Genomic DNA, 19,232 nt, shown 5'->3' with positions numbered 1-19,232 from the left:
CTCCGGGCCTGTTGGCCCGGGGTTCGCATCCTCCGAGGCGGGTCCGTAGACTGAGACCCACCTGGGAGGTGCAGCATGGAGCGCATCCAGCCTGTGATGGGGCAGCGTGAGGGCACGGGGCCGGCGTGCGTGGTGTGCGACGCCGCCCTGGACGCCTCGCGGTGTGGGCACTGTGGGGCCGCCTCGGCCCCCGGGGGCTACCGCGTCCAGCGGGTCATCTCCCAGTCCGTGCATGGCCGCGTGTACCTCGCGGTGGACCCGGCAGGCAGGAGGGTGGCGCTGAAGGAGCTGCTCTTCGCGCTGGTCCCGGGCGTGGAGCAATTGGAGGCCTTCGAGCGCGAGGCCGCCGTGCTGCGCTCGCTGAGCCACCCGGACATTCCCCGCTTCGTCGCGAGCTTCAAGGAGGGCAGCGGGGTGGGCACGCGGCTCTACCTCGCGCAGGAGTTCCTGGAGGGCGAGTCGCTCCTCCAGCGGATTGAGCGGCAGCGCCTGGACGAGGATGAGGCGTGGACGCTGGCGGAGCAGGTGCTCCAGACGCTCCAGGCCCTGCATCAGCGCACGCCCGCGCTCATCCACCGGGACGTGAAGCCCGCCAACCTCATCCTCCGCCCGGACGGGCGCGCGGCGCTGGTGGACTTCGGCGCGGCCCGGCACCTGGCCCGGGACGTGACGCACGGTTCCACGTTGGTGGGCACCTTCGGGTACATGCCGCCGGAGCAGCTCGGTGGGACGGTGGAGCCCTCCAGCGACCTCTATGCGCTGGGCGCCACGCTGGTCCATGCGCACACGGGTCGGATGCCCGCGGACCTGCTCGACGAGGGGATGGCGCTGTCCTTCGAGAAGTACGTCCAGGGCTCCGAGCCGTTCCGGGCCTTCCTCCGGCGGTTGCTGGCACCGAGGCGCTCGGAGCGGTTCGGCTCCGCGGCGGAGGCACTCGCGGCCCTGCGTACGGCCCGGGTTCCAGTCCCTTCGCCAGTCCTGGCCGTGGAGTCTGCTCGTCCCGAGGCTCCAGGGGCCGAGGCCCGGGAGGTCCCGGCGGAGGTCGTGGCGGCGGGGCAGGGCGTTGCCGAGGAGGCCCCGGCCCTCTCGAAGCGGCGCATGCTCCGGTGGGCGCTCGCGGGCGTGTCCGTGGGCGGGCTGCTCGTGGGGGCGCTCTTGGCGAGCGGACTGCTGGGGACGCGCTCCGAGGTGGTGATGCACGACCCGCCGGACAGCTTCGCTCCCGTCCAGCCCGCACCCCCTCCGTCAACGCCCGCGCCTCCCTCGGGGAATGGCTCGCACCGGCAATTCCGCACCGCGTGGCCGGGCTCGTCCACCTCGTCCGGCTCCCGCTAGCGAGCAAGCGGCCAGCCAGCCACGGTGGCTCGCGGCGGCGTGGCTCGCGGTGCACACGGGGCCGTGGCTGGCCACCCACGGCCCCTCGTTTCAATCCCTGGCCCGAGTCGTGCTTTCATCGTGGGTAGCTGGCCCCCTGCTTGCTCTTCGCCGGGCAGGCACTTCGTGCCGCACCCCATCCCATGTCCTCAAACGAATCGGAACCCACCCCGCCCCGACCGCGGTTCCTCACGCGCGTATTCGGAGAGCTTCGCTGGACCCCGCCTTCCTGGGCCGCCTTCCTGGGCCACGCCACCGCCGGCCTCGCGCGCCGTGGCGTAGGCAAGGTCCGCGAGCACCCCAAGCGCTTCGCGCTCTCCCTCCTCGCCCTGGTGCTGCTCGTCTTCGGCGCGGATGCCGGCTACCGCTGGTACCAGAGCCGACCCAAGCCGGTGAGCTACGCGCTCTCCGCCACCAACCCTCCGCTGACCCGGCTGGAGGAGCAGCCTCAGCCCGGGGCGGTGTACCTCCACTTCACCGGCTCGGTGGCGCGCCTGGAGGCCATCGGCAAGCCCGTCACGGCCGGCATCACCCTGACGCCCGCCATCCCCGGCGAGTGGCGCTGGGCCGATGACAAGATGCTCACCTTCACCCCCACGGCGGACTGGGCGGTGGGGCAGGAGTACAAGGTCGTCCTGGACCGCACGCTGTTCCCGGGCCACATCCTGCTCGACGCGTACGAGACGACGTTCCAGTCCGCGCCCTTCTCCGCGACCATCACCGACCTCCAGTTCTACGAGGACCCGCGCAATCCGAAGGAGAAGCGCGTGGTGGCGACGGTGGCCTTCTCCCACGCGGTGGACCCGGCGACGCTCGTGCGCAACCTCTCGCTGCGGATGGGCGAGGAGAAGCGCGGGCTGCTCGGTGGAGGCTCCGACGGCTTCCCGTTCAACGTCACCTACGACAAGTTCAAGGGCCAGGCCTTCATCCAGTCGGACCTCATCCCGATTCCGGCGAACAACACCCCCATGACGCTGACGGTGGAGCCGGGCGTGCGCGCGGCGCGGGGCGGTGAAGCCACGAAGAGCAAGCTGGAGCGCAACGTCTCCATTCCCGGCATGTACACGTACTTCCATGTGACGGGGACCGAGGTGTCGCTCGTGAACAACGAGCGTCACGAGCCGGAGCAGGTGCTGGTGGTCAACCTCTCCACGGGTGTCACCGAGGCGGAGCTGCGGAAGCACCTCCAGGTCTGGACGCTCCCCGAGGACCGGCCCGCGAAGGACGGCCATCCCCTGGTGGCCGGCGCCGCGTGGACCGACTACGGCGTGGCGGACATCGGCGAGGAGCTGCTGCCCGCCTCCGCACGGCTGAAGCTGGACGCGTTGCCCACGGACAGGGAGCACGCCACCCTGCACAGCTTCCGCATCCGCGCGGACGTGGGACGTACCCTCTATGCCCGGCTCAACAAGGGCACGCAGTCGGCGGGCGGCTACGTGCTGGCCGAAACGTTCAACACGCTCCTCCGGGTGCAGCCCTTCCCGGAAGAGGTGAGCATCCTGCACGAGGGCGCGCTGCTCAGCCTCGCGGGCGAGAAGAAGGTCACCGTGCTGTCGCGCGACGTGAAGGCGCTGCGCTTCTCGCTCAGCCGCGTGCTGCCGGAGCAGATCAACCACCTGGTGACACAGACGGAGGGGCGCTTCACCCACCCCGAGTTCAACTCGTACCAGTTCAACGAGGAGAACATCTCCGAGAGCTTCTCCGAGGTGCGTCCGCTGGAGGGCGCCGGCCGTGGCAAGGCGCAGTACGCCGCCTTCGACCTGGCCCCCTACCTCACGCCGGAGAATGACCCGTCCTCACGGCGCGGGCTGTTCTTCTTCAAGGTGCAGAGCTGGGACCCCCACCACGATGAGGCCACCGGGAAGGAAGACGCCCGACTGCTGCTGGTGACGGACCTGGGGCTGGTGGTGAAGGACAACGCGGATGGCTCGCATGACGTGTTCGTGCAGAGCCTGGGCGCGGGCCAGGCCGCCGAGGGCGTGACGGTGAGCGTGCTGGGGAAGAACGGCCTGCCGGTGGTGAGCGCCACCACGGGCCCGGACGGCCACGTGGCCTTCCCGAAGCTGACGGACTTCGTCCGCGAGCGGACGCCCCTGGTGTACCTGGCGCGCAAGGGCGAGGACTTCGCTTTCCTCCCCATCAACCGGTACGACCGGCAGCTCAACTTCAGCCGCTTCGACGTGGGTGGCGTGGAGAGCGGCGCCTCGCCGGACCGGCTCTCCGCCTTCCTCTTCTCCGACCGCGGCCTCTACCGCCCCGGGGACACCTTCCACGTGGCCCTGGTGGTGAAGGCGGCCGACTGGAGCCGCCCGCCCACCGGCGTTCCCCTGGAGGCGGCCGTCATCGACCCGCGCGGCCTGGAGGTGCACAAGAAGAAGCTCTCCCTCTCCGCCGTCGGGCTGGAGGGGCTCCAGTACACGACGGAGGAGACGTCCCCCACGGGCAACTACCAGGTGAACCTGTACGTGGTGAAGGACGGCCACCGGGGCAGCCTGCTGGGCTCCACCACCGTGCGCGTGGAGGAGTTCCTGCCGGACCGCATGCGCATCACCACCCGCTTCAGCGCCGAGCGCACCGAGGGCTGGGTGCCTCCGAAGGACCTCAAGGGCCTGGTGTCGCTGAAGAACCTTTTCGGCATTCCCGCCGCGGACCGGCGCGTGTCCGCCGAGGTGTCCCTCACCCCCGCGTACCCCAGCTTCCGCAAGCACCCCGGCTACCTCTTCCATGACCCGCTGCGCGCCCCGCGCAGCTTCACCGAGCGCCTGGAGGAGACCACCACCGATGAGAATGGCGAGGTGGAGATGGCGCTGGGCCTGGAGAAGTTCGAGAAGGCCACCTGGCGCGTGTCCTTCCTCGCGGAGGGCTACGAAGCGGAGGGCGGCCGGGGCGTGTCCTCCGAGGCGTCCCTGCTGGTGTCGCCGCTGCCGTACCTCGTCGGCTTCAAGCCGGACGGCGGCCTGTACTACCTGGGCCAGGGCTCCGCGCGCTCGGTGGACTTCATCGCCGTGGACCCCTCGCTGAGAAAGGTGGCGGTGCAGGGCCTGAAGGCGGAGCTCATCGAGCGGCGCTGGGTGTCCGTGCTCACGCAGCAGTCCAACGGCACGTATCGCTACCAGTCCATCCGCCGCGACATTTCGGTGCGCACCCGGGAGCTGCCGCTGGGGGAGGGTGGCTTCAAGTACGCGCTGTCCACCGAGCAGCCCGGGGACTTCGTGGTGGTGGTGAAGGACGCGGAGGGCACGGAGCTCAGCCGCGTGGAGTACTCGGTGGCCGGCCAGGCCAACCTCACGCGCACGCTGGAGAAGAACGCGGAGCTGGAGGTGAAGCTCTCCCGGGCGGACTACGCGCCGGGCGACGACATCGAGCTGAGCATCAAGGCGCCGTACACCGGCGCGGGCCTCATCACGATTGAGCGAGACCGCGTCTACGCGTGGAAGTGGTTCCAGACGGACGCCACCAGCACCGTCCAGAGCATCCGCCTGCCGCCGGGCCTGGAGGGCAATGGCTACGTCAACGTGACGTTCGTCCGCGCCATGGACTCGCAGGAAATCTTCATGAGCCCGCTGAGCTATGGCGTGGTGCCGTTCTCCGTGAGCAAGAACAGCCGCGCGCTGCAGGTGACGCTCACCAGCGCGGACAAGGCCCGCCCCGGCGAGCCGTACCGCATCCGCTACAAGGGCAACCGCGCGGGCAAGGTGGTGGTGTTCGCGGTGGACGAGGGCATCCTCCAGGTGGCCGGCTACCAGACGCCGGACCCGCTGGCGCACTTCTTCAAGAAGCGCGCGCTGGAGGTGAGCACCGGGCAGATTCTGGACCTGTTGCTGCCGGAGTTCTCCGTGTCCAAGGCGGTGTCCGCCATGGGTGGCGACGACGAGGGCGCCGCCGCGATTGGGAAGAACCTGAACCCCTTCAAGCGCAAGCGCGACAAGCCGGTGGCGTACTGGTCCGGCGTCGTCGACATCGACGAGGGAGAGAGGGACCTCGTCTACAACGTCCCGGACTTCTTCAACGGCGAGCTGCGGGTGATGGCCGTCGCCGTGGGCGCGGAGTCCGTGGGCGCCGCGAGCAAGCGCGCCGTCATCCGCGGCCCGTTCGTGATTACGCCCAGCGTGCCCACCTTCGTGGCGCCCGGAGACGAGTTCAACGTGGGCGTGGCGGTGGCCAACAGCCTGGAGGGCTCCGGCAAGGGTGCGGAGGTGGTGCTGGAGCTGAAGACGTCCGAGCACCTGGAGGTGCTGGACGAGGTGAAGCGGCCGCTCAAGATTGACGAGGGCCGCGAGGCGAGCACCACCTTCCGGGTGCGGGCGAAGTCGGTGCTCGGCTCGGGGACGCTGGCCTTCACCGCGTCCATGGGCAAGGAGCGGGTGAAGCAGTCGGTGGACCTGAGCGTGCGGCCCCCGGTGCCCTTCCTCACCTCCGTGGTGGGCGGCCACCTCAAGGATGGCAAGGCGGACGTGGCGGTGCCCCGGAAGCTGTACGGCGCCTACCGGACGCTGGAGGTGAGCGCCTCGCCGCTGCCGCTGGGCCTGGCGCGCGGCCTGTCCACGTACCTGGAGAAGTACCCCTATGGGTGCACCGAGCAGCTCGTCAGCCGCGCCTTCCCGGCGGTGGTGCTGAAGGGCCGGCGCGAGCTGCTGGGGCAGGGGCCGCAGGTGGCCGAGGCCTCCTTCGCCACCGCGCTCCAGACGCTGCGCACCCGGCAGAACGAGGAGGGCGCCTTTGGCCTGTGGGCGGCCAACGCGTACGCGCCCACGGTGCCGAGCGTCTACGCGCTGCACTTCCTCACCGAGGCGAAGGAGCGCGGCTTCGCGGTGTCCCCGGAGCTGCTGAACCGGGGCCTCACGTGGCTGACCACGCTGGTGGCGCACCAGGCCTCCGACCTGGCCCAGGCGCGTGCCATGGCCTACGCGCACTACGTGCTCGCCCGCAACGGAAAGGTGTCGCGCCAGACGGTGGAGTCGCTGCGCGAGTGGCTGGATGCGAATGCCGCGGAGCAGTGGCCCACGGACCTGACGGCCGCGTACCTCGGGGCGACCTACAAGCTGCTCAAGCAGGACAAGGAGGCGGAGAAGGCGCTGAAGAAGGTCCGCATCGGCCAGCCGCAGGAGGCGGACTACCACTCCCTCTATGACGGGCTCGTCTACGACTCGCAGGTGCTCTACCTCCTCTCGCGCCACTTCCCGGAGCGGCTCAAGGACGTCAGCGGAGAGATGCTGGTCACCATGACGAAGCCCATCGCCGAGGAGCGCTTCAACTCGCTGTCCTCCTCGTACGCCATCCTCGGCCTGGAGGCGTACGCCCAGGCGCTGGGTGCGCAGGGGATGCCGTCGCGCAGCGGCGCGGCCATCCTGGAGAAGGTGGCGGACGCGCTCCGCCCGCTCACGCTGCCCGACGGGCTCTTCCCCCAGGTGTCCTTCTCCGAGGCGGCCTCCGGCGTGCGGGTGCAGGGCCCGACGGACGCGCCGCTCTTCTTCCAGGTGACGCAGGCGGGCTACGACCTGGAGCTGCCGACCCAGCCTCTCATCCAGAAGCTGGAGGTGCAGCGCGAGCTGCGCGACCTGGACGGCAAGGTGGTGACGGAGGTGCCGCTGGGCGGCGAGGTGGAGGTCCATCTGAAGCTGCGCGCGCTCGAGGGCAATACCTCCCACGTCGCCATCACCGACCTGTTACCGGGCGGCTTCGAGGTGGTGATGGAGAAGCCGGCCGCGCCCTCCTCCGAGGAGGAGTCCAGCGAGTCCTCCGAGGACGCCAATGACGAGGGCGAGGGGGCGGAGCGGTCCTACGCCGAGCCCGAGCCCGTCGCGGGCGGCTGGGTGCCCCCGGTGGGCAGCGACCGCTCGTCGTTCTCGCCCGAGTACGTGGACGTGCGCGAGGACCGGGTGGTGCTCTACGGCACGGTGGGCTCCAGCGTCACCGAGTACATCTACCGCATCAAGGCCACCAACACCGGGAAGTTCGTGATGCCGCCGGCCTTCGCCGAGGGCATGTATGACCGTGGCGTGCGTGCTCGCTCGGTCGGCACGACGGTGACGGTGAGCAAGCCGTGAACCCCCGGAGGTTGCGGCGGTGGCTGCTGGCGGTGCTGGGGCTCGCGGTGCTGTACGCCGCGGTGCCCCGGCCGCCGCTGCGCGAGGAGCTGGGCTTCTCGCAGGCGGTGTTCGACCGCGAGGGCCGGCTGCTGCGCCTCACCCTGTCGCCGGACGAGAAGTACCGGCTCTGGGTGCCGCTGGAGCGCATCCCTCCGGCGCTCGTGGAGGCCACGCTGCTCCACGAGGACCAGCACTTCCGTGAGCACTTCGGCGTCAACCCCGTGGCGCTGGGCCGCGCCGTCTGGAGCACCTACCTCACGGGCGGGCGCCGCATGGGCGGCTCCACGCTCACCATGCAGCTGGCGCGCATCCGCTACGGCATCGAGTCGCGCACGCCCGCGGGCAAAATCTTCCAGATGCTGCGGGCGCTCCAATTGGAGTGCACGTACTCCAAGGACCAGATTCTGGAGGCGTATCTCAACCTCGCCCCGTATGGCCGCAACGTGGAGGGCGTGGGCGCGGCCAGCCTCGTCTACTTCTCGAAGGACGTGGAGCGGCTGTCGCTGGCGGAGGCGCTCACCCTGGCCGTCGTCCCGCAGAGCCCCGCGCGCAGGGACCCGGGCCGCGATGCCGGGGCGCTGACGGCGGCGCGGCTGCGCCTGTTCGAGCGGTGGCTCGTGCCGCACCCGGAGGACGCCGAGCGCCGGGCCCTGTTGGCCATGCCGCTGCCGGTGCGCACGCCGGAGGACCTGCCCTTCCTCGCGCCGCACTTCGTGGGCCGCGCGCTGCGCGCCAGCCCCGCGGGCTCCAGTGTGAGGAGCACGCTGGACTTGTCCCTGCAGCGGCTGCTGGAGCGGCACGTGCGGCAGTACGTGGAGCGGCGGCGCGAGGTGGGCATCCGCAACGCCGTGGCCATGCTCGTGGACTGGCGCTCGCTGGAGGTGAGAGCGGCGGTGGGCTCGGCGGACTTCTTCGAGGAGAGCATCGACGGGCAGGTGGATGGCACGCAGGCGCGGCGCTCGCCGGGCTCGGCGCTCAAGCCCTTCATCTACGGGCTGGGCTTCGACCAGGGGCTGCTCCATCCGCGCACGATGCTGAAGGACTCGTCCACCGGCTTCCGCGGGTATGACCCGGGGAACTTCGACGGCGAGTTCGTCGGACCGCTCGCGGCGGAGGACGCGCTGGTGCGCAGCCGCAACATCCCCGCGGTGGCGATGGCACAGCAGCTCCGTCCCCCCGGCCTGTACGGCTTCCTCCGTCAGGCAGGCATCGGCGGGCTGCGCGCCGAGGAGCACTACGGCCTGTCCCTGGCCCTGGGCTCCGCTGGCGTCACCATGGCGGAGTTGGTGGAGCTGTACGCCATGCTCGCCAATGGCGGCGTGCTGCGGCCCCTGCGCCTGGGCGTGGACGCGCCCCGCGACGAGGGCGTGCGCCTGCTGAGCGCCGAGGCCAGCTTCATGGTGCTGGACGCGCTGGCGAAGGGGCCCCGGCCCGCGCAGTCCTTCCGCGCCGAGTGGGCCCGGGACACGGTGCCGGTGTCGTGGAAGACAGGCACCTCCACCGGCTTCCGGGACGCGTGGAGCGTGGGCGTGGTGGGGCCGTACGTCGTGGCCGTGTGGGTGGGCAACTTCGATGCGCAGCCCAACCCGGCCTTCGTCGGGCAGACGGCCGCCGCGCCGCTGATGTTCGAGCTGGTGGACTCGGTGCGTGCAAAGGACCCGGACGTGCGGCGTGTCCAGCCGTCGCCTCCGCCCGGCGTCAGCCGCGTGCATGTGTGCGCGCTGTCCGGAGGCATCCCCGGGCCGCACTGCCACCGGAAGGTGAGCACCTGGTTCGTCCCGGGCACCTCGCCCATCCGCGCCTGCGACGTGCACCGCGAGGTGCTGGTGGACACGCGCACGGGGCTGCGGGCCTGCGCGCCCGGGCCCTCCACCCGCGCGGAGGTGTTCGAGTTCTGGCCGTCGGACCTGCTGCGCCTGTTCCAGAAGGCGGGCCTGCCGCGTCGCGTGCCCCCGGCGGAGGACACGAGCTGCGGCCTGGAGCAGTCCGCGAGCGAGGGCACCCCGCCGCAAATCACGACGCCGGAGGACGGGGTGGACTACAGCCTGCGGGCCTCCGCTCCCGGGCCGCAGACGGTGCCGCTGGCCGTGGTGACGGACGCGGACGTGCGCCGCGTCTTCTGGTTCGTGGACGAGCAGCTCGTGGGCACCGCGCCTCGCGGTGAGCCGCTGCACTGGACGGCCCGGCCGGGCACCTGGATGGTGCGCGCCGTGGATGACCGGGGGCGCTCCGACGCCCGCAGCCTCACGGTGCGGCTGGTGCCTTGAGAACGGTGGCCGGGAGCCGTTTACGGGAGCCCGCCCGGCCTTGAAGTATGCTCGGCCGGGAGAGGAACGGACATGTCCAACGGGAAGAGGAGGGCCGCCAATCCGGGGCGCTCCGATGAGACACGCATCGCGCCGGAGGAGGACGCGGACGCGACGCGGGACATCCCGCTCCTCACTCATTCCGAGGAGGACGCGACGGCGGACATCCCCCTCATCACCCGTGCCGAGGAGACGCGCATGGCCCCGCTGGAGACGGGCGCCCTCGAGACGCGCATGGCACCGCTGGGAGTGGACGATTCCAATGCGACGCGCCTGGGGCCCATGGACGGGCAGCCCGCGCGTGCCGGCAAGCCGCGCGGCCGTGCCGCCGAGCCGGCGGGGCCCTCGCAGGGAGACATCATCACGGACGTCCGGAGCCAGAAGCCCCCGGCGGACGTCCGCACGGAGGTGACAAGCCAGAAGCCCCCCGCGGCCAAGACGGGCGCGGCGAAGGCGACGGGCTGGCTGGCGAAGGGCGGCGAGAAGCGGGTGAGCGCGGCGCCGGAGAAGGTGGGCGTGGTGCGCCTGAATCCGCTGGAGCCCGCGAAGGGGAAGGCCGCAGCGGCGGAGGACGAGTCTCCCGCGCTGCGGACGATGTTCGCCAACCACTCCGCGCTGCTGGCGGAGCAGCTCCGGAGCGCGCTGTCCTCGAAGATGTATGGGCGGGGGCCGCACCGGGTGCTGCGCATCGACGAGCCGGAGGGGCCGAGCACGGCGGGCGGGAAGCTGGCGCGGCAGGCCATCTCCCTGGTGCCCCGGAAGGGCACCGGGCCGTCGGTGATGTGCGGCTGGGTGGACGTGTCCAAGCGCGAGGCGCAGCTGCGCAACTTCGAGGGCGTGGCGAAGCGGTACGAGTCCCACCACGGCGAGCCCCTGGAGATGCAGGCCGAGGAGTACGAGCGCTTCCTCCAGGACGTGGAGGAGGTGCTCATCAAGGCCGTCATCAAGGTCCGCCTCATCGTCCCGGAGGAGCAGGCGGCGGTGCGCGTCCTGCCTTCGGCCTCTGCACGGCGGAAGGGTGTCCCGGGGTTCTGGGCGCTCACCCTCGCCGTGCTGGCCTTCCTGCTGGGGCTCTACGTGGGGCGGATGCCGGGCTGAGCCTATGCCGGCGGAGGCGCCTCGCGAGCCCAGTGCCGGTGCGCGGCGATGGCGTCGGCGAAGAGCTGGCTGAAGCCCTTCGTCTCCGTCTTCACGCTCCGCACGACGCCCACCGTCGCCTCCACGCCCTTCTTCGGAGGCGGCGGCGCGAGCCGAGCCACTCCCGCGGCGTCGAGGAGCGCCGCGGCCTCGCCGGAGAGCGCCAGCGGCTTGCAGTGGACGAAGGCCTCGCGCACGAAGTCCACCGCCAGCGGCACCCGCTTCAGCGCCTCCACGCTCTTCTCTCCGCCCGGGACGTAGACGGCGTCGTACAGCACCGAGGACGCCGTCTGGTACGTCTTCAGCGGCACCTCCTGCTGGCCCTCCAGGCTGGTGACGGGGCTCAGCGTGGGGCCGACCACCTCCACCGTCGCACCCAGCCCCTCCAGCGTCTTGCGCACGTGGGCCAGCTCCTTCCCCGCGAAGCCGTCCGCCACCAGCGCGGCAATCTTTCGCGTCTTGATGGAGTCATGCGGCGTGTTCTGCATGCTGAGGGCCGGTGACGTCTCCACCGGGGTCTTCGTCTTCTTCCCCGCCCTCGGCGGCTTGACCGGCTTCGGCGGCGCGACGCCCACCGCGCGTGCCACCCGGGTGGCAACCTCCAGGTCCACGTTCACCAGAATCTGGTTCACGACGCGCTCGCGAATCTCCTTCCGCTCCACCTTGCCCACCTCGAACTCCAGCGCGGCGACGAGGTGCTCCTGCTCCGGCTTCGACAGGCTCTTGTAGAAGAGCGTCGCCTGGCTGAAGTGGTCGTCGAAGCTCGCGCTCCGCTGGCGAATCTTGCGCCCGTCCACGCGCTCCTGCAGGTGCGTGAAGGCCTGCTTGGGGTTGGCCAGGAACGGGCAGCCCCCGCCCAGCGAGTTGGGATGATAGTTGGCCCGGCTGGTGGGAATCGTCTGCCGCCCGAAGCCGTCCTGCTGGTGGTTGTGCACTGGCGCCACCGGCTTGTTGATGGGCAGCTCGGCGAAGTTGGGCCCGCCCAGCCGGGTGAGCTGCGTGTCCAGGTACGAGAACAGCCGCGCCTGCATCAGCGGGTCATTCGTGAAGTCGATGCCGGGCACCACGTTGGCCACGCAGAAGGCCACCTGCTCCGTCTCCGCGAAGAAGTTGTCCGGGTTGCGGTCCAGCGTCAGCTTGCCCACCCGCTGCACCGGCACCAGCTCCTCCGGCAGCACCTTCGTCGCGTCCAGCAGGTCGAAGCCGTACTTCAGCACGTCTTCTTCCGGGATGAGCTGCAGGCCCAGCTCGTACTCGGGGAAGTTCCCGTCCTCAATCGCCTCCCACAAGTCCCGGCGGTGGAAGTCCGGGTCCTTGCCGGACACCTTCTGGGACTCGTCCCAGACGAGCGAGTGCGTGCCGAGCAGCGGCTTCCAGTGGAACTTCACCAGCGTCGCCTTGCCCTCCGCGTTGACCAGCCGGAAGGTGTGGACGCCGAAGCCCTCCATCATCCGGAAGCTGCGCGGAATGGCCCGGTCCGACATCAGCCACATCACCATGTGCGTCGTCTCCGGGACGAGCGAGACGAAGTCCCAGAGCGAGTCATGCGCGGAGGAGGCCTGGGGGATTTCGTTGTGCGGCTCGGGCTTCACCGAGTGGACGAAGTCCGGGAACTTGATGCCGTCCTGGATGAAGAAGACGGGGATGTTGTTGCCCACCAGGTCGAAGTTCCCCTCGGGTGTGTAGAACTTGGTGGCGAAGCCCCGCACGTCGCGGACGGTGTCCGCCGAGCCGCGCGAGCCGCCCACGGTGGAGAAGCGCACGAACACCGGCGTGCGCAGCGACGGGTCCGTGAGGAAGCGCGCCTGCGTGTACTTCTCCAGGGACTTGTAGACCTGGAAGTAGCCGTGGGCGCCGGCGCCGCGCGCGTGCACCACGCGCTCGGGGATGCGCTCGTGGTCGAAGCGCATCATCTTCTCGCGGAAGTGGAAGTCCTCCAGGAGCGTGGGGCCGCGGACGCCCGCCTTCAGCGAGTTGTCCGTCTCGGAGATGGGAATCCCCTGGTCCGTGGTGAGGACCTGTCCTTCCGAGTGCATCCGGTAGGGCTCCAGGCTCTCGCTCTTGAGGGACGTGGGGGGATTCTTCGCGGAGGTTTTGCGCAGTCGCATAAAGACCTGTCACCAGCGGGGAGGTGAACGTGCCGGAAGACGGCACGGGAGGTCTCTACCGCTCGCCTCGTATGTCGGTGCGGCTCGGAGTCCGCGAGGCGTCAGCGAGTGTGCACTGCCTCGCGCTTCCACCCGGGGCAATGTCCACGAGCACGCGCTTGATGACGAAACGAGCGCGCCCCCGTGCGGCCAGGGCCGACACGGGGGCGCGGGGTGCTTCACGTCAGCCGTGAATCACGGCGTCGGCGCGGCGACGGCGGCGCCGCCCTCGGCCGGCTGGGCCGCCATGGCGGCGGCGGCGGCCTCGGCGGCGGCCTTCTCCGCGGCGGCCTTCTCCGCGGCCACGCGCGCGGCCTCGGCCTCGGCGCGCTTCTTCGCCTCGGCCTCCGCCGCCGTCTTCATGCTGGCGAGGCCCCGCTCGAAGTCCCCGCCCACCATCTTGTCCATGTCCATGAACAGGCTGAAGGCCTTGCCCATGAAGTCGTTGGTGCCCGCCATCGTCCAGACCACCTCGGTGCCGCCCTCGGCGGGCTTGAACGCGAAGGTGGTGGTGCTGGTGGAGGAGAAGGGCTTGATGAAGTCCAGCTTGATGCGGACGAGCTCGTTGGCCTTGCTCTCCTGAATCGTCATCTGGCCCTCGCCCACCTGGTCGTTGCCGGACCATGCGACGACGGCGCCCGTGCCCGACTCCGCGCCGGAGTACGTCGTCTTCTGCTGCGGGTCCAGCTTCTCCCACGGCGACCACTCCTCCCACCGGCGGAGGTCATTCACCACGGCGAAGGCCGCGTCGACCGGCACGGGCAGGGTGGCGCTGCGCTGCACGGAGTACTCGACGGGACGCGTGGCGATGACGCCCACCAGCACCAGGATGGCGGCGGCGAGGCCACCGAGAATCTTCTTGAGCATGGGGTGTGTTTCCTTTGGACGGGGCCCAGCGGGGGAGCGGGCCGGGGCGCGTCTTAGGGCCGCCGGGCAACCAAACGCAAGACGCACCCTGGCGCACAGGCCACCCTCCACGTCGGGTTCCACTCTCCAGGGATGCGGCCCACACCCTCCGCGAAGAAACAGGGCGGCCCGACGCGGGAACCCCGCGCCGGACCGCCCTGCTCACCCCGTGGGACAGGGTGGGGAGCGACTCAGTTGTACGTGGCCGTGTAGGTACCGGCCTGCGCGCCGTTGATGAACGCGAAGCCCACGCCCTTGATGGTCTGCGGCACCGTCGTCACCGGCGAGCCGTTGCGGCTCACGGAGACGAGCGTGAGGCCCGTGGCCGTGCGCGTGGGCACCATCAGCGACAGGTTGCGCGCCGGGGTGGCCACGGTGAAGGTGAGCGCCGTGCCGGTGAAGGCCACGGAGGACATGCTCGTGGCCTCGCGGGCGTCGAGCCAGTCGAGGAGCTGCCTGGCGCTGATGACGGACACGCCCTCGCGCTGGGCCGAGGCGATGATGGCCGCCGAGCCCGAGGCGCCCGCCGACGGGTCCGAGTCCACGTGCATGTTGGCGTTGAAGGCGCCGTAGTAGCCCTGGGTCCCGAGCGCGTTGGCCAGCAGCGTGTCGATGTGCAGCGGGTACGACTGGCCCGACTCGTCCGTCATCTGCGTGGCGAGTTGGTAGACGTCGATGGGCGTGCCGTCCACGTCCGCGAAGCGCATGGCCAGGCCCGAGCCGGTGAACAGGCCCGGACGGTTCTGCACCCAGTAGTCCGGCCAGTAGTAGTAGTTGGTGTCCAGCCGGATGCCGTGGCTCAGGGAGACCTTCGGCTGGGTGGCCCAGTCGCTGAACACGATGCAGTGCGTGCGGTTGGTGGTGGGCGCGGGGATGCCCGGGTAGGCCGACGCGAAGCTCGCGAGCTGCGGGGTGAAGAAGTTCGGGTCCAGCGAGGTGGACGTGTAGTCGGCGCAGCCGGTGTTGACGTGGAGCGCGTACTCGAAGCCCTGGGCGACGTAGCCCGCGGCCTGGGTCGTGGTGAGGCCGCCGACGAAGTCATAGACGGTGCCGCGGATGCACTGCCAGTCGTCCACGTTGCAGCCGGTGGGGCTGGCCGTCACGTAGTTCTGCCAGCGCTGAACGATGGCGCCGCCCGGGTGCCCGTCTCCCGTCATCACCACCACCGCCTTCTTCGCGCTGGGGAAGTACCAGAGGCGCGGCAGCGGGACGGCGCTCGTCAGGTGGAGCATGTTGGCGAGCAGCCGCTGCTGCTCGTCCGCCTGGGGAATCTGCACCTTGCCCAGGTTCACCCAGTCCGGCTTCGGGTCGAAGGACGCGTTGCCGTAGAACATGTCGTTGGCGCGCGCGCCCGGACCGATGTTGGAGCCGTCGCGGTTCTGCCCCTGCCACGCCGGGTTGCCCTGGCGCGTGTAGATGACGGACTTCGCCAGGTCGAACGCGAAGGCGATGGCCGTGCCGCTGCCCACCGTGCGCAGGGTGACGGCCGCGTAGGTCGTGGGCGTGGTGGCGTTGGAGTAGAGCGTGGCGACGGCGCGCGTGCCGGTCACCAGCGTGTGGAGGTCCGCGGTGCCGTGGTACTGCATCGTCTCCGCGGTGAGGCCCGCGCCCGGCGCCTGGGTGGTGTCGAGCAGGAAGTAGCCGTCGTCCTGCGTGCCCGAGGACGGGTTGAGGCCGAGCAGCGCGTCCAGGTTGGCCGAAGGACGCATGGCGATGAGGCTGCCGCCCGCGCTCACCCAGTTGGTGACCAGCGTCACCTGGGCCGCGCTCAGCGTCGCCTCGCCGAGGATGAGCACCTTGTAGTCATTGAGCGACACCGAGGCGCCAATGTTGCCGGCGTCGGTGGCGGCGAACGTGGTGACGCCCTCGGCCTTGAGGACTTCCTTCAGGTAGTCGGTGAAGTGGTTGCCCGGGTCGGTGGCCACCAGCACGGGGCCGGAGCCGGTGACACCCGGGCGGGGCGGGGGACCGTTGGTCTCGAAGAGCACGTCCACCCAGTAGTTGGTGTTCTGGTAGCTGCTGGTGGGGAAGGTGGACAGCGCGCCATAGGTGAAGACGCCGTTGCCGCCGCTGGTGGTGCCGGGCAGCGCGTGCAGGAGCGGCGTGTCCACGCCGCTGGCGAGGGCGTTGAGGTCGAAGGAATAGCCACCGGACGGCGCGAAGTACGAGGCGACGTAGGTGGTGTTGGCGGTGATGGAGACCGGGCTGGAGAACAGCACCTGCTGCCAGCCCACCGTGGTCTCGTTGACGAACGTGGCGCTGGCCAGGTTCTGGCCCGTGGCGCTCCACAAGTTACCCACGTGCGTGCCGGTGTTGCCCACCCCCTTGTAGAAGCGGATGCCCTTCACCTTGCCGTCCACGTCCGCGCGGAACTTCACGCCGACCTCGATGGAGACCGTGTCGGTGGCCGTGGGGGTGCCCGGCGTGGCGCTCGCGGGGAAGAGGGTGAGCGCGTTGCCGGTCGGAGGCGGCGGAGGCGGCGGCGCGCCCGTGGCCTGGAAGACGACGTCCACCCAGTAGTTGGAGTTTCCGAAGCTGTCCGTGGGGAAGGAGCCCGAGGCGCCGTACTTGTAGACGCCGTTGCCGCCGCTGCTGATGCCGGACAGCGCGTACAGGGGCGGGTTGTTCACGCCGCTGGCGAGGCCGGTGTTGTCGAAGGCATAGGCGCCATTGGGCGCGTGGTACGAGGCGATGTAGGTGGTGTTGGCGGCGATGGCCACCGGGCTGGAGAACGTCACCTCCTGCCAGCCGGAGGCCGTCTCGCTGACGAAGGTGGCGCCCGCGAGCAATTGGCCCGCGGCGTTCCACAGGTGGCCCGCGTGCGTGCCGGTGTTGCTCGTGCCCTTGTAGAAGCGGATGCCCAGCACGTTGCCGCTCACGTCCGCCTGGAACTTCACGCCCAGCTCCACGGCGCTGAAGTCATTCGTCACGGAGGCGACGGCCGGCGTGGCGGTCGCCGGCCAGATGGTGACGGGCGCGGCGGGCCGGAAGACGACGTCCACCCAGTAGTTGGCGTCACCGAAGCTGTTGTTGGGGAAGGTGCCGGACGGGCCGTAGCTGAAGACGCCGTTGCCGCCGTTGGCGGGGCCCGCGAGCGCGTGCATGGGGGGCGCATCCGCGCCCGCCACCAGCCCGCCGCTGGTGAACGCATAGGCGCCGCCCGGCGCATGGTACGAGGCCACGTAGGTGGTGCCGGCGGTGACGGGCACCGGCGTGGAGAGCGCTACCTCCTGCCAGCCGGAGGCCGTCTCGTTGACGAAGGTGGCGGTGCCCAGGAGCTGCCCGGTGGCGCTCCACAGGTGGCCCACGTGGGTGCCGGTGTTGGCCGCGCCCTTGTAGAAGCGGAGGCCGATGATGTCGCCGTCCACGTCCGCCTTGAACTTCACGCCCAGCTCCACGGCGCTGAAGTCGTTGGTCACCGAGGCGACCGCGGGCGTGCTGCTGGGGGCAAAGATGGAGAACGTCGGCTGGGCCAGCGCGCTCCCCGTGGGGAGGGTGAGGAGCGCGACAGCGAGCGCCGCTGTCAGGCAGGCGCGCAGGCGTTGGATGACCCGGGGGGGCCGTAACGAGATGAGTGTCATGGGGGGATTTCCTTGCAGTCGCTGAGTCGCGCTGCACTGCGGCGCGTACCCGCGAATCCCCATCTATCCGCTTGCTTGCGGAGTTCACAACCCGACCCCGCGGTGTTGCCGCCTGAGGCGCCGGGTCAGTCCGGCGTCATGCGAATTTTCCCAGGCGGGTGTGCCGTCAGCACTCCGGGAGGCCGACGCTCAGGTTGGCCACTTCCAGCACGTTGACGGCGAGGCCGCCGCGCGCGGTCTCCTTGTACTTGTCCTTCATGTCGCGGCCGGTGTCGCGCATGGTCTTGATGACCTTGTCCAGGCTGACGAAGTGCCGCCCGTCGCCGGACAGGGACATGCGCGAGGCGTTGATGGCCTTCACGGAGGCCATGGCGTTGCGCTCGATGCACGGCACCTGCACGAGCCCGCCAATGGGGTCGCAGGTGAGCCCCAGGTTGTGCTCCATGGCGATTTCCGCCGCGTTCTCCACGTGCAGCGGCGTGCCGCCCAGCACCTCGGTGAGCGCGCCGGCCGCCATGGAGCATGCGCTGCCCACTTCTCCCTGGCAGCCCACCTCCGCGCCGCTGATGGAGGCGTTCTCCTTGTACAGCACGCCGATGGCGCCGGCCGTGAGGAGGAAGCGCACCACGCCGTCGTCGTTCGCCCCCGGCACGAAGCGCCAGTAGTAGTGCAGCACCGCGGGGATGATGCCCGCCGCGCCGTTGGTGGGCGCGGTGACGACGCGGCCGCCAGCGGCGTTCTCCTCATTCACTGCGAGCGCGTAGAGGTTCACCCAGTCCAGCACGGTGAGCGGGTTGGTGAGCCCGGCCTCGGGACGGCTGAGCAGTCGCTGGTACATGGCCGCGGCGCGGCGCTCCACCTTGAGGCCCCCGGGGAGGATGCCGCCGCTGGAGCAGCCCCGGCGCACGCAGGCCTGCATGACCTCCCAGATGCGCAGCAGCCCGGCGCGAATCTCCTCCTCGCTCCGCAGCGTCTTCTCGTTCGCCAGCATGAGGGCGCTGATGGGCTGGCGCTCGCGCTCGCAGTGCGCCAGCAGCTCGGCGGCGGAGTGGAAGGGGAAGGGCTGCGGCGTGATGTCCGGGCGCAGCGGGTCCTGGCCCGCGGCCGCCGTCTCGTCCACCACGAAGCCTCCGCCCACGGAGTAGTAGACGCGGGCGTCCAGCTCCGCGCCGTCCGCGCTGAAGGCGGAGAAGCGCATGCCGTTCGGGTGGTAGGGCAGCGTGCGGCGGCGGTGCATCACCAGGTGCTCGCCGTCGCGGAACGTCACGTCGCGCTTGCCCAGCAGGGCCACGCGGCCCTCGGTGCGCCAGCGGGCGACGACGGCGGGAATGGACTCGACGTCCACGCCCTCGGGCGTCTCTCCGCGCAGGCCGAGCAGCACCGCCTTGTCGCTGCCGTGCCCCTTGCCGGTGGCGCCCAGCGAGCCGAACAGCTCCACCTTGAGCTTGGAGAGCCGCTCCAGCTTGCCGCCCTCCTCGAGCCGCAGGGCGAACGTGCGCGCGGCGCGCATGGGCCCGACGGTGTGGGAGCTGGAGGGACCGATGCCAATCTTGAAGAGGTCGAAGACGCTGACAGCCATGGGGGGCGCAACATGCCACGTTTCGTATTCCCTCCCAGCGCCCGCGGGCGAAGCCGCTGTCCGCGTCCGGACGGACGTTGCTCATTGGAATGCCAACGAGCTGTCGGCTGCTC

The 19,232-nt window shown here is 70.5% G+C and carries 8 protein-coding genes; 4 read left to right on the top strand and 4 right to left on the bottom strand.

Features of this window, described 5'->3' with window-relative positions; translation table 11 throughout:
* The first annotated feature begins 75 nt into the window (after positions 1–75).
* From G4D85_RS37465 to G4D85_RS37450, 4 genes are all read left to right on the top strand, one after another.
* A complete protein-coding gene (locus G4D85_RS37465) occupies positions 76–1,335 on the top strand; it encodes a serine/threonine-protein kinase (protein WP_164018910.1) in 1,260 nt (419 codons plus the stop codon).
* Between the two features lie 182 nt (positions 1,336–1,517).
* Entirely contained in the window at positions 1,518–7,421 is a 5,904-nt protein-coding gene (locus G4D85_RS37460) for an alpha-2-macroglobulin family protein (RefSeq protein ID WP_164018909.1), read from the top strand.
* On the top strand, positions 7,418–9,730 hold the full coding sequence (pbpC, locus tag G4D85_RS37455) for a penicillin-binding protein 1C (RefSeq protein WP_205525874.1): 2,313 nt from the start codon (positions 7,418–7,420) through the stop codon (positions 9,728–9,730). Before G4D85_RS37460 ends, pbpC begins: the two co-directional genes overlap by 4 nt.
* Positions 9,731–9,802: 72 nt before the next feature.
* Complete coding sequence (locus G4D85_RS37450; protein ID WP_164018908.1) at positions 9,803–10,867, top strand: hypothetical protein; 1,065 nt, start codon at positions 9,803–9,805, stop codon at positions 10,865–10,867.
* A 2-nt stretch (positions 10,868–10,869) separates the two neighbouring features.
* Here G4D85_RS37450 and G4D85_RS37445 read toward each other — a convergent pair whose 3' ends face one another.
* From G4D85_RS37445 to G4D85_RS37430, 4 genes are all read right to left on the bottom strand, one after another.
* Positions 10,870–13,014 (bottom strand): catalase, encoded by a 2,145-nt coding sequence (locus tag G4D85_RS37445; RefSeq protein ID WP_164018907.1) that lies wholly within the window; start codon positions 13,012–13,014, stop codon positions 10,870–10,872.
* Positions 13,015–13,248: 234 nt separating this feature from the next.
* Entirely contained in the window at positions 13,249–13,920 is a 672-nt protein-coding gene (locus tag G4D85_RS37440; RefSeq protein ID WP_164018906.1) for an SRPBCC family protein, read from the bottom strand.
* 230 nt (positions 13,921–14,150) lie between these two features.
* Positions 14,151–17,540 carry a DUF4082 domain-containing protein gene (locus G4D85_RS37435; protein ID WP_164018905.1) on the bottom strand — a complete coding sequence of 1,130 codons (3,390 nt, stop codon included), beginning with the start codon at positions 17,538–17,540 and terminating at the stop codon, positions 14,151–14,153.
* A gap of 166 nt (positions 17,541–17,706) precedes the next feature.
* Positions 17,707–19,119, bottom strand: coding sequence for an L-serine ammonia-lyase (locus G4D85_RS37430; protein WP_164018904.1), 1,413 nt, complete (start codon positions 19,117–19,119; stop codon positions 17,707–17,709).
* Positions 19,120–19,232 lie beyond the last annotated feature (113 nt).

It is taken from the genome of Pyxidicoccus trucidator (genome assembly GCF_010894435.1).
Taxonomy (GTDB): Bacteria; Myxococcota; Myxococcia; order Myxococcales; family Myxococcaceae; genus Myxococcus; species Myxococcus trucidator.
Note: the sequence above shows the minus strand (reverse complement) of the source record. Positions and strands in the feature narration are given on the sequence as shown.

Excerpts from the sequence above, each read along its gene's own strand:
- G4D85_RS37445 (WP_164018907.1), bottom strand. The coding sequence starts at position 13,014 with ATGCGACTGCGCAAAACCTCCGCGAAGAATCCCCCCACGTCCCTCAAG.
- G4D85_RS37430 (WP_164018904.1), bottom strand. The coding sequence starts at position 19,119 with ATGGCTGTCAGCGTCTTCGACCTCTTCAAGATTGGCATCGGTCCCTCC.
- G4D85_RS37435 (WP_164018905.1), bottom strand. The coding sequence starts at position 17,540 with ATGACACTCATCTCGTTACGGCCCCCCCGGGTCATCCAACGCCTGCGC.
- G4D85_RS37450 (WP_164018908.1), top strand. The coding sequence starts at position 9,803 with ATGTCCAACGGGAAGAGGAGGGCCGCCAATCCGGGGCGCTCCGATGAG.
- G4D85_RS37460 (WP_164018909.1), top strand. The coding sequence starts at position 1,518 with ATGTCCTCAAACGAATCGGAACCCACCCCGCCCCGACCGCGGTTCCTC.
- G4D85_RS37465 (WP_164018910.1), top strand. The coding sequence starts at position 76 with ATGGAGCGCATCCAGCCTGTGATGGGGCAGCGTGAGGGCACGGGGCCG.
- G4D85_RS37440 (WP_164018906.1), bottom strand. The coding sequence starts at position 13,920 with ATGCTCAAGAAGATTCTCGGTGGCCTCGCCGCCGCCATCCTGGTGCTG.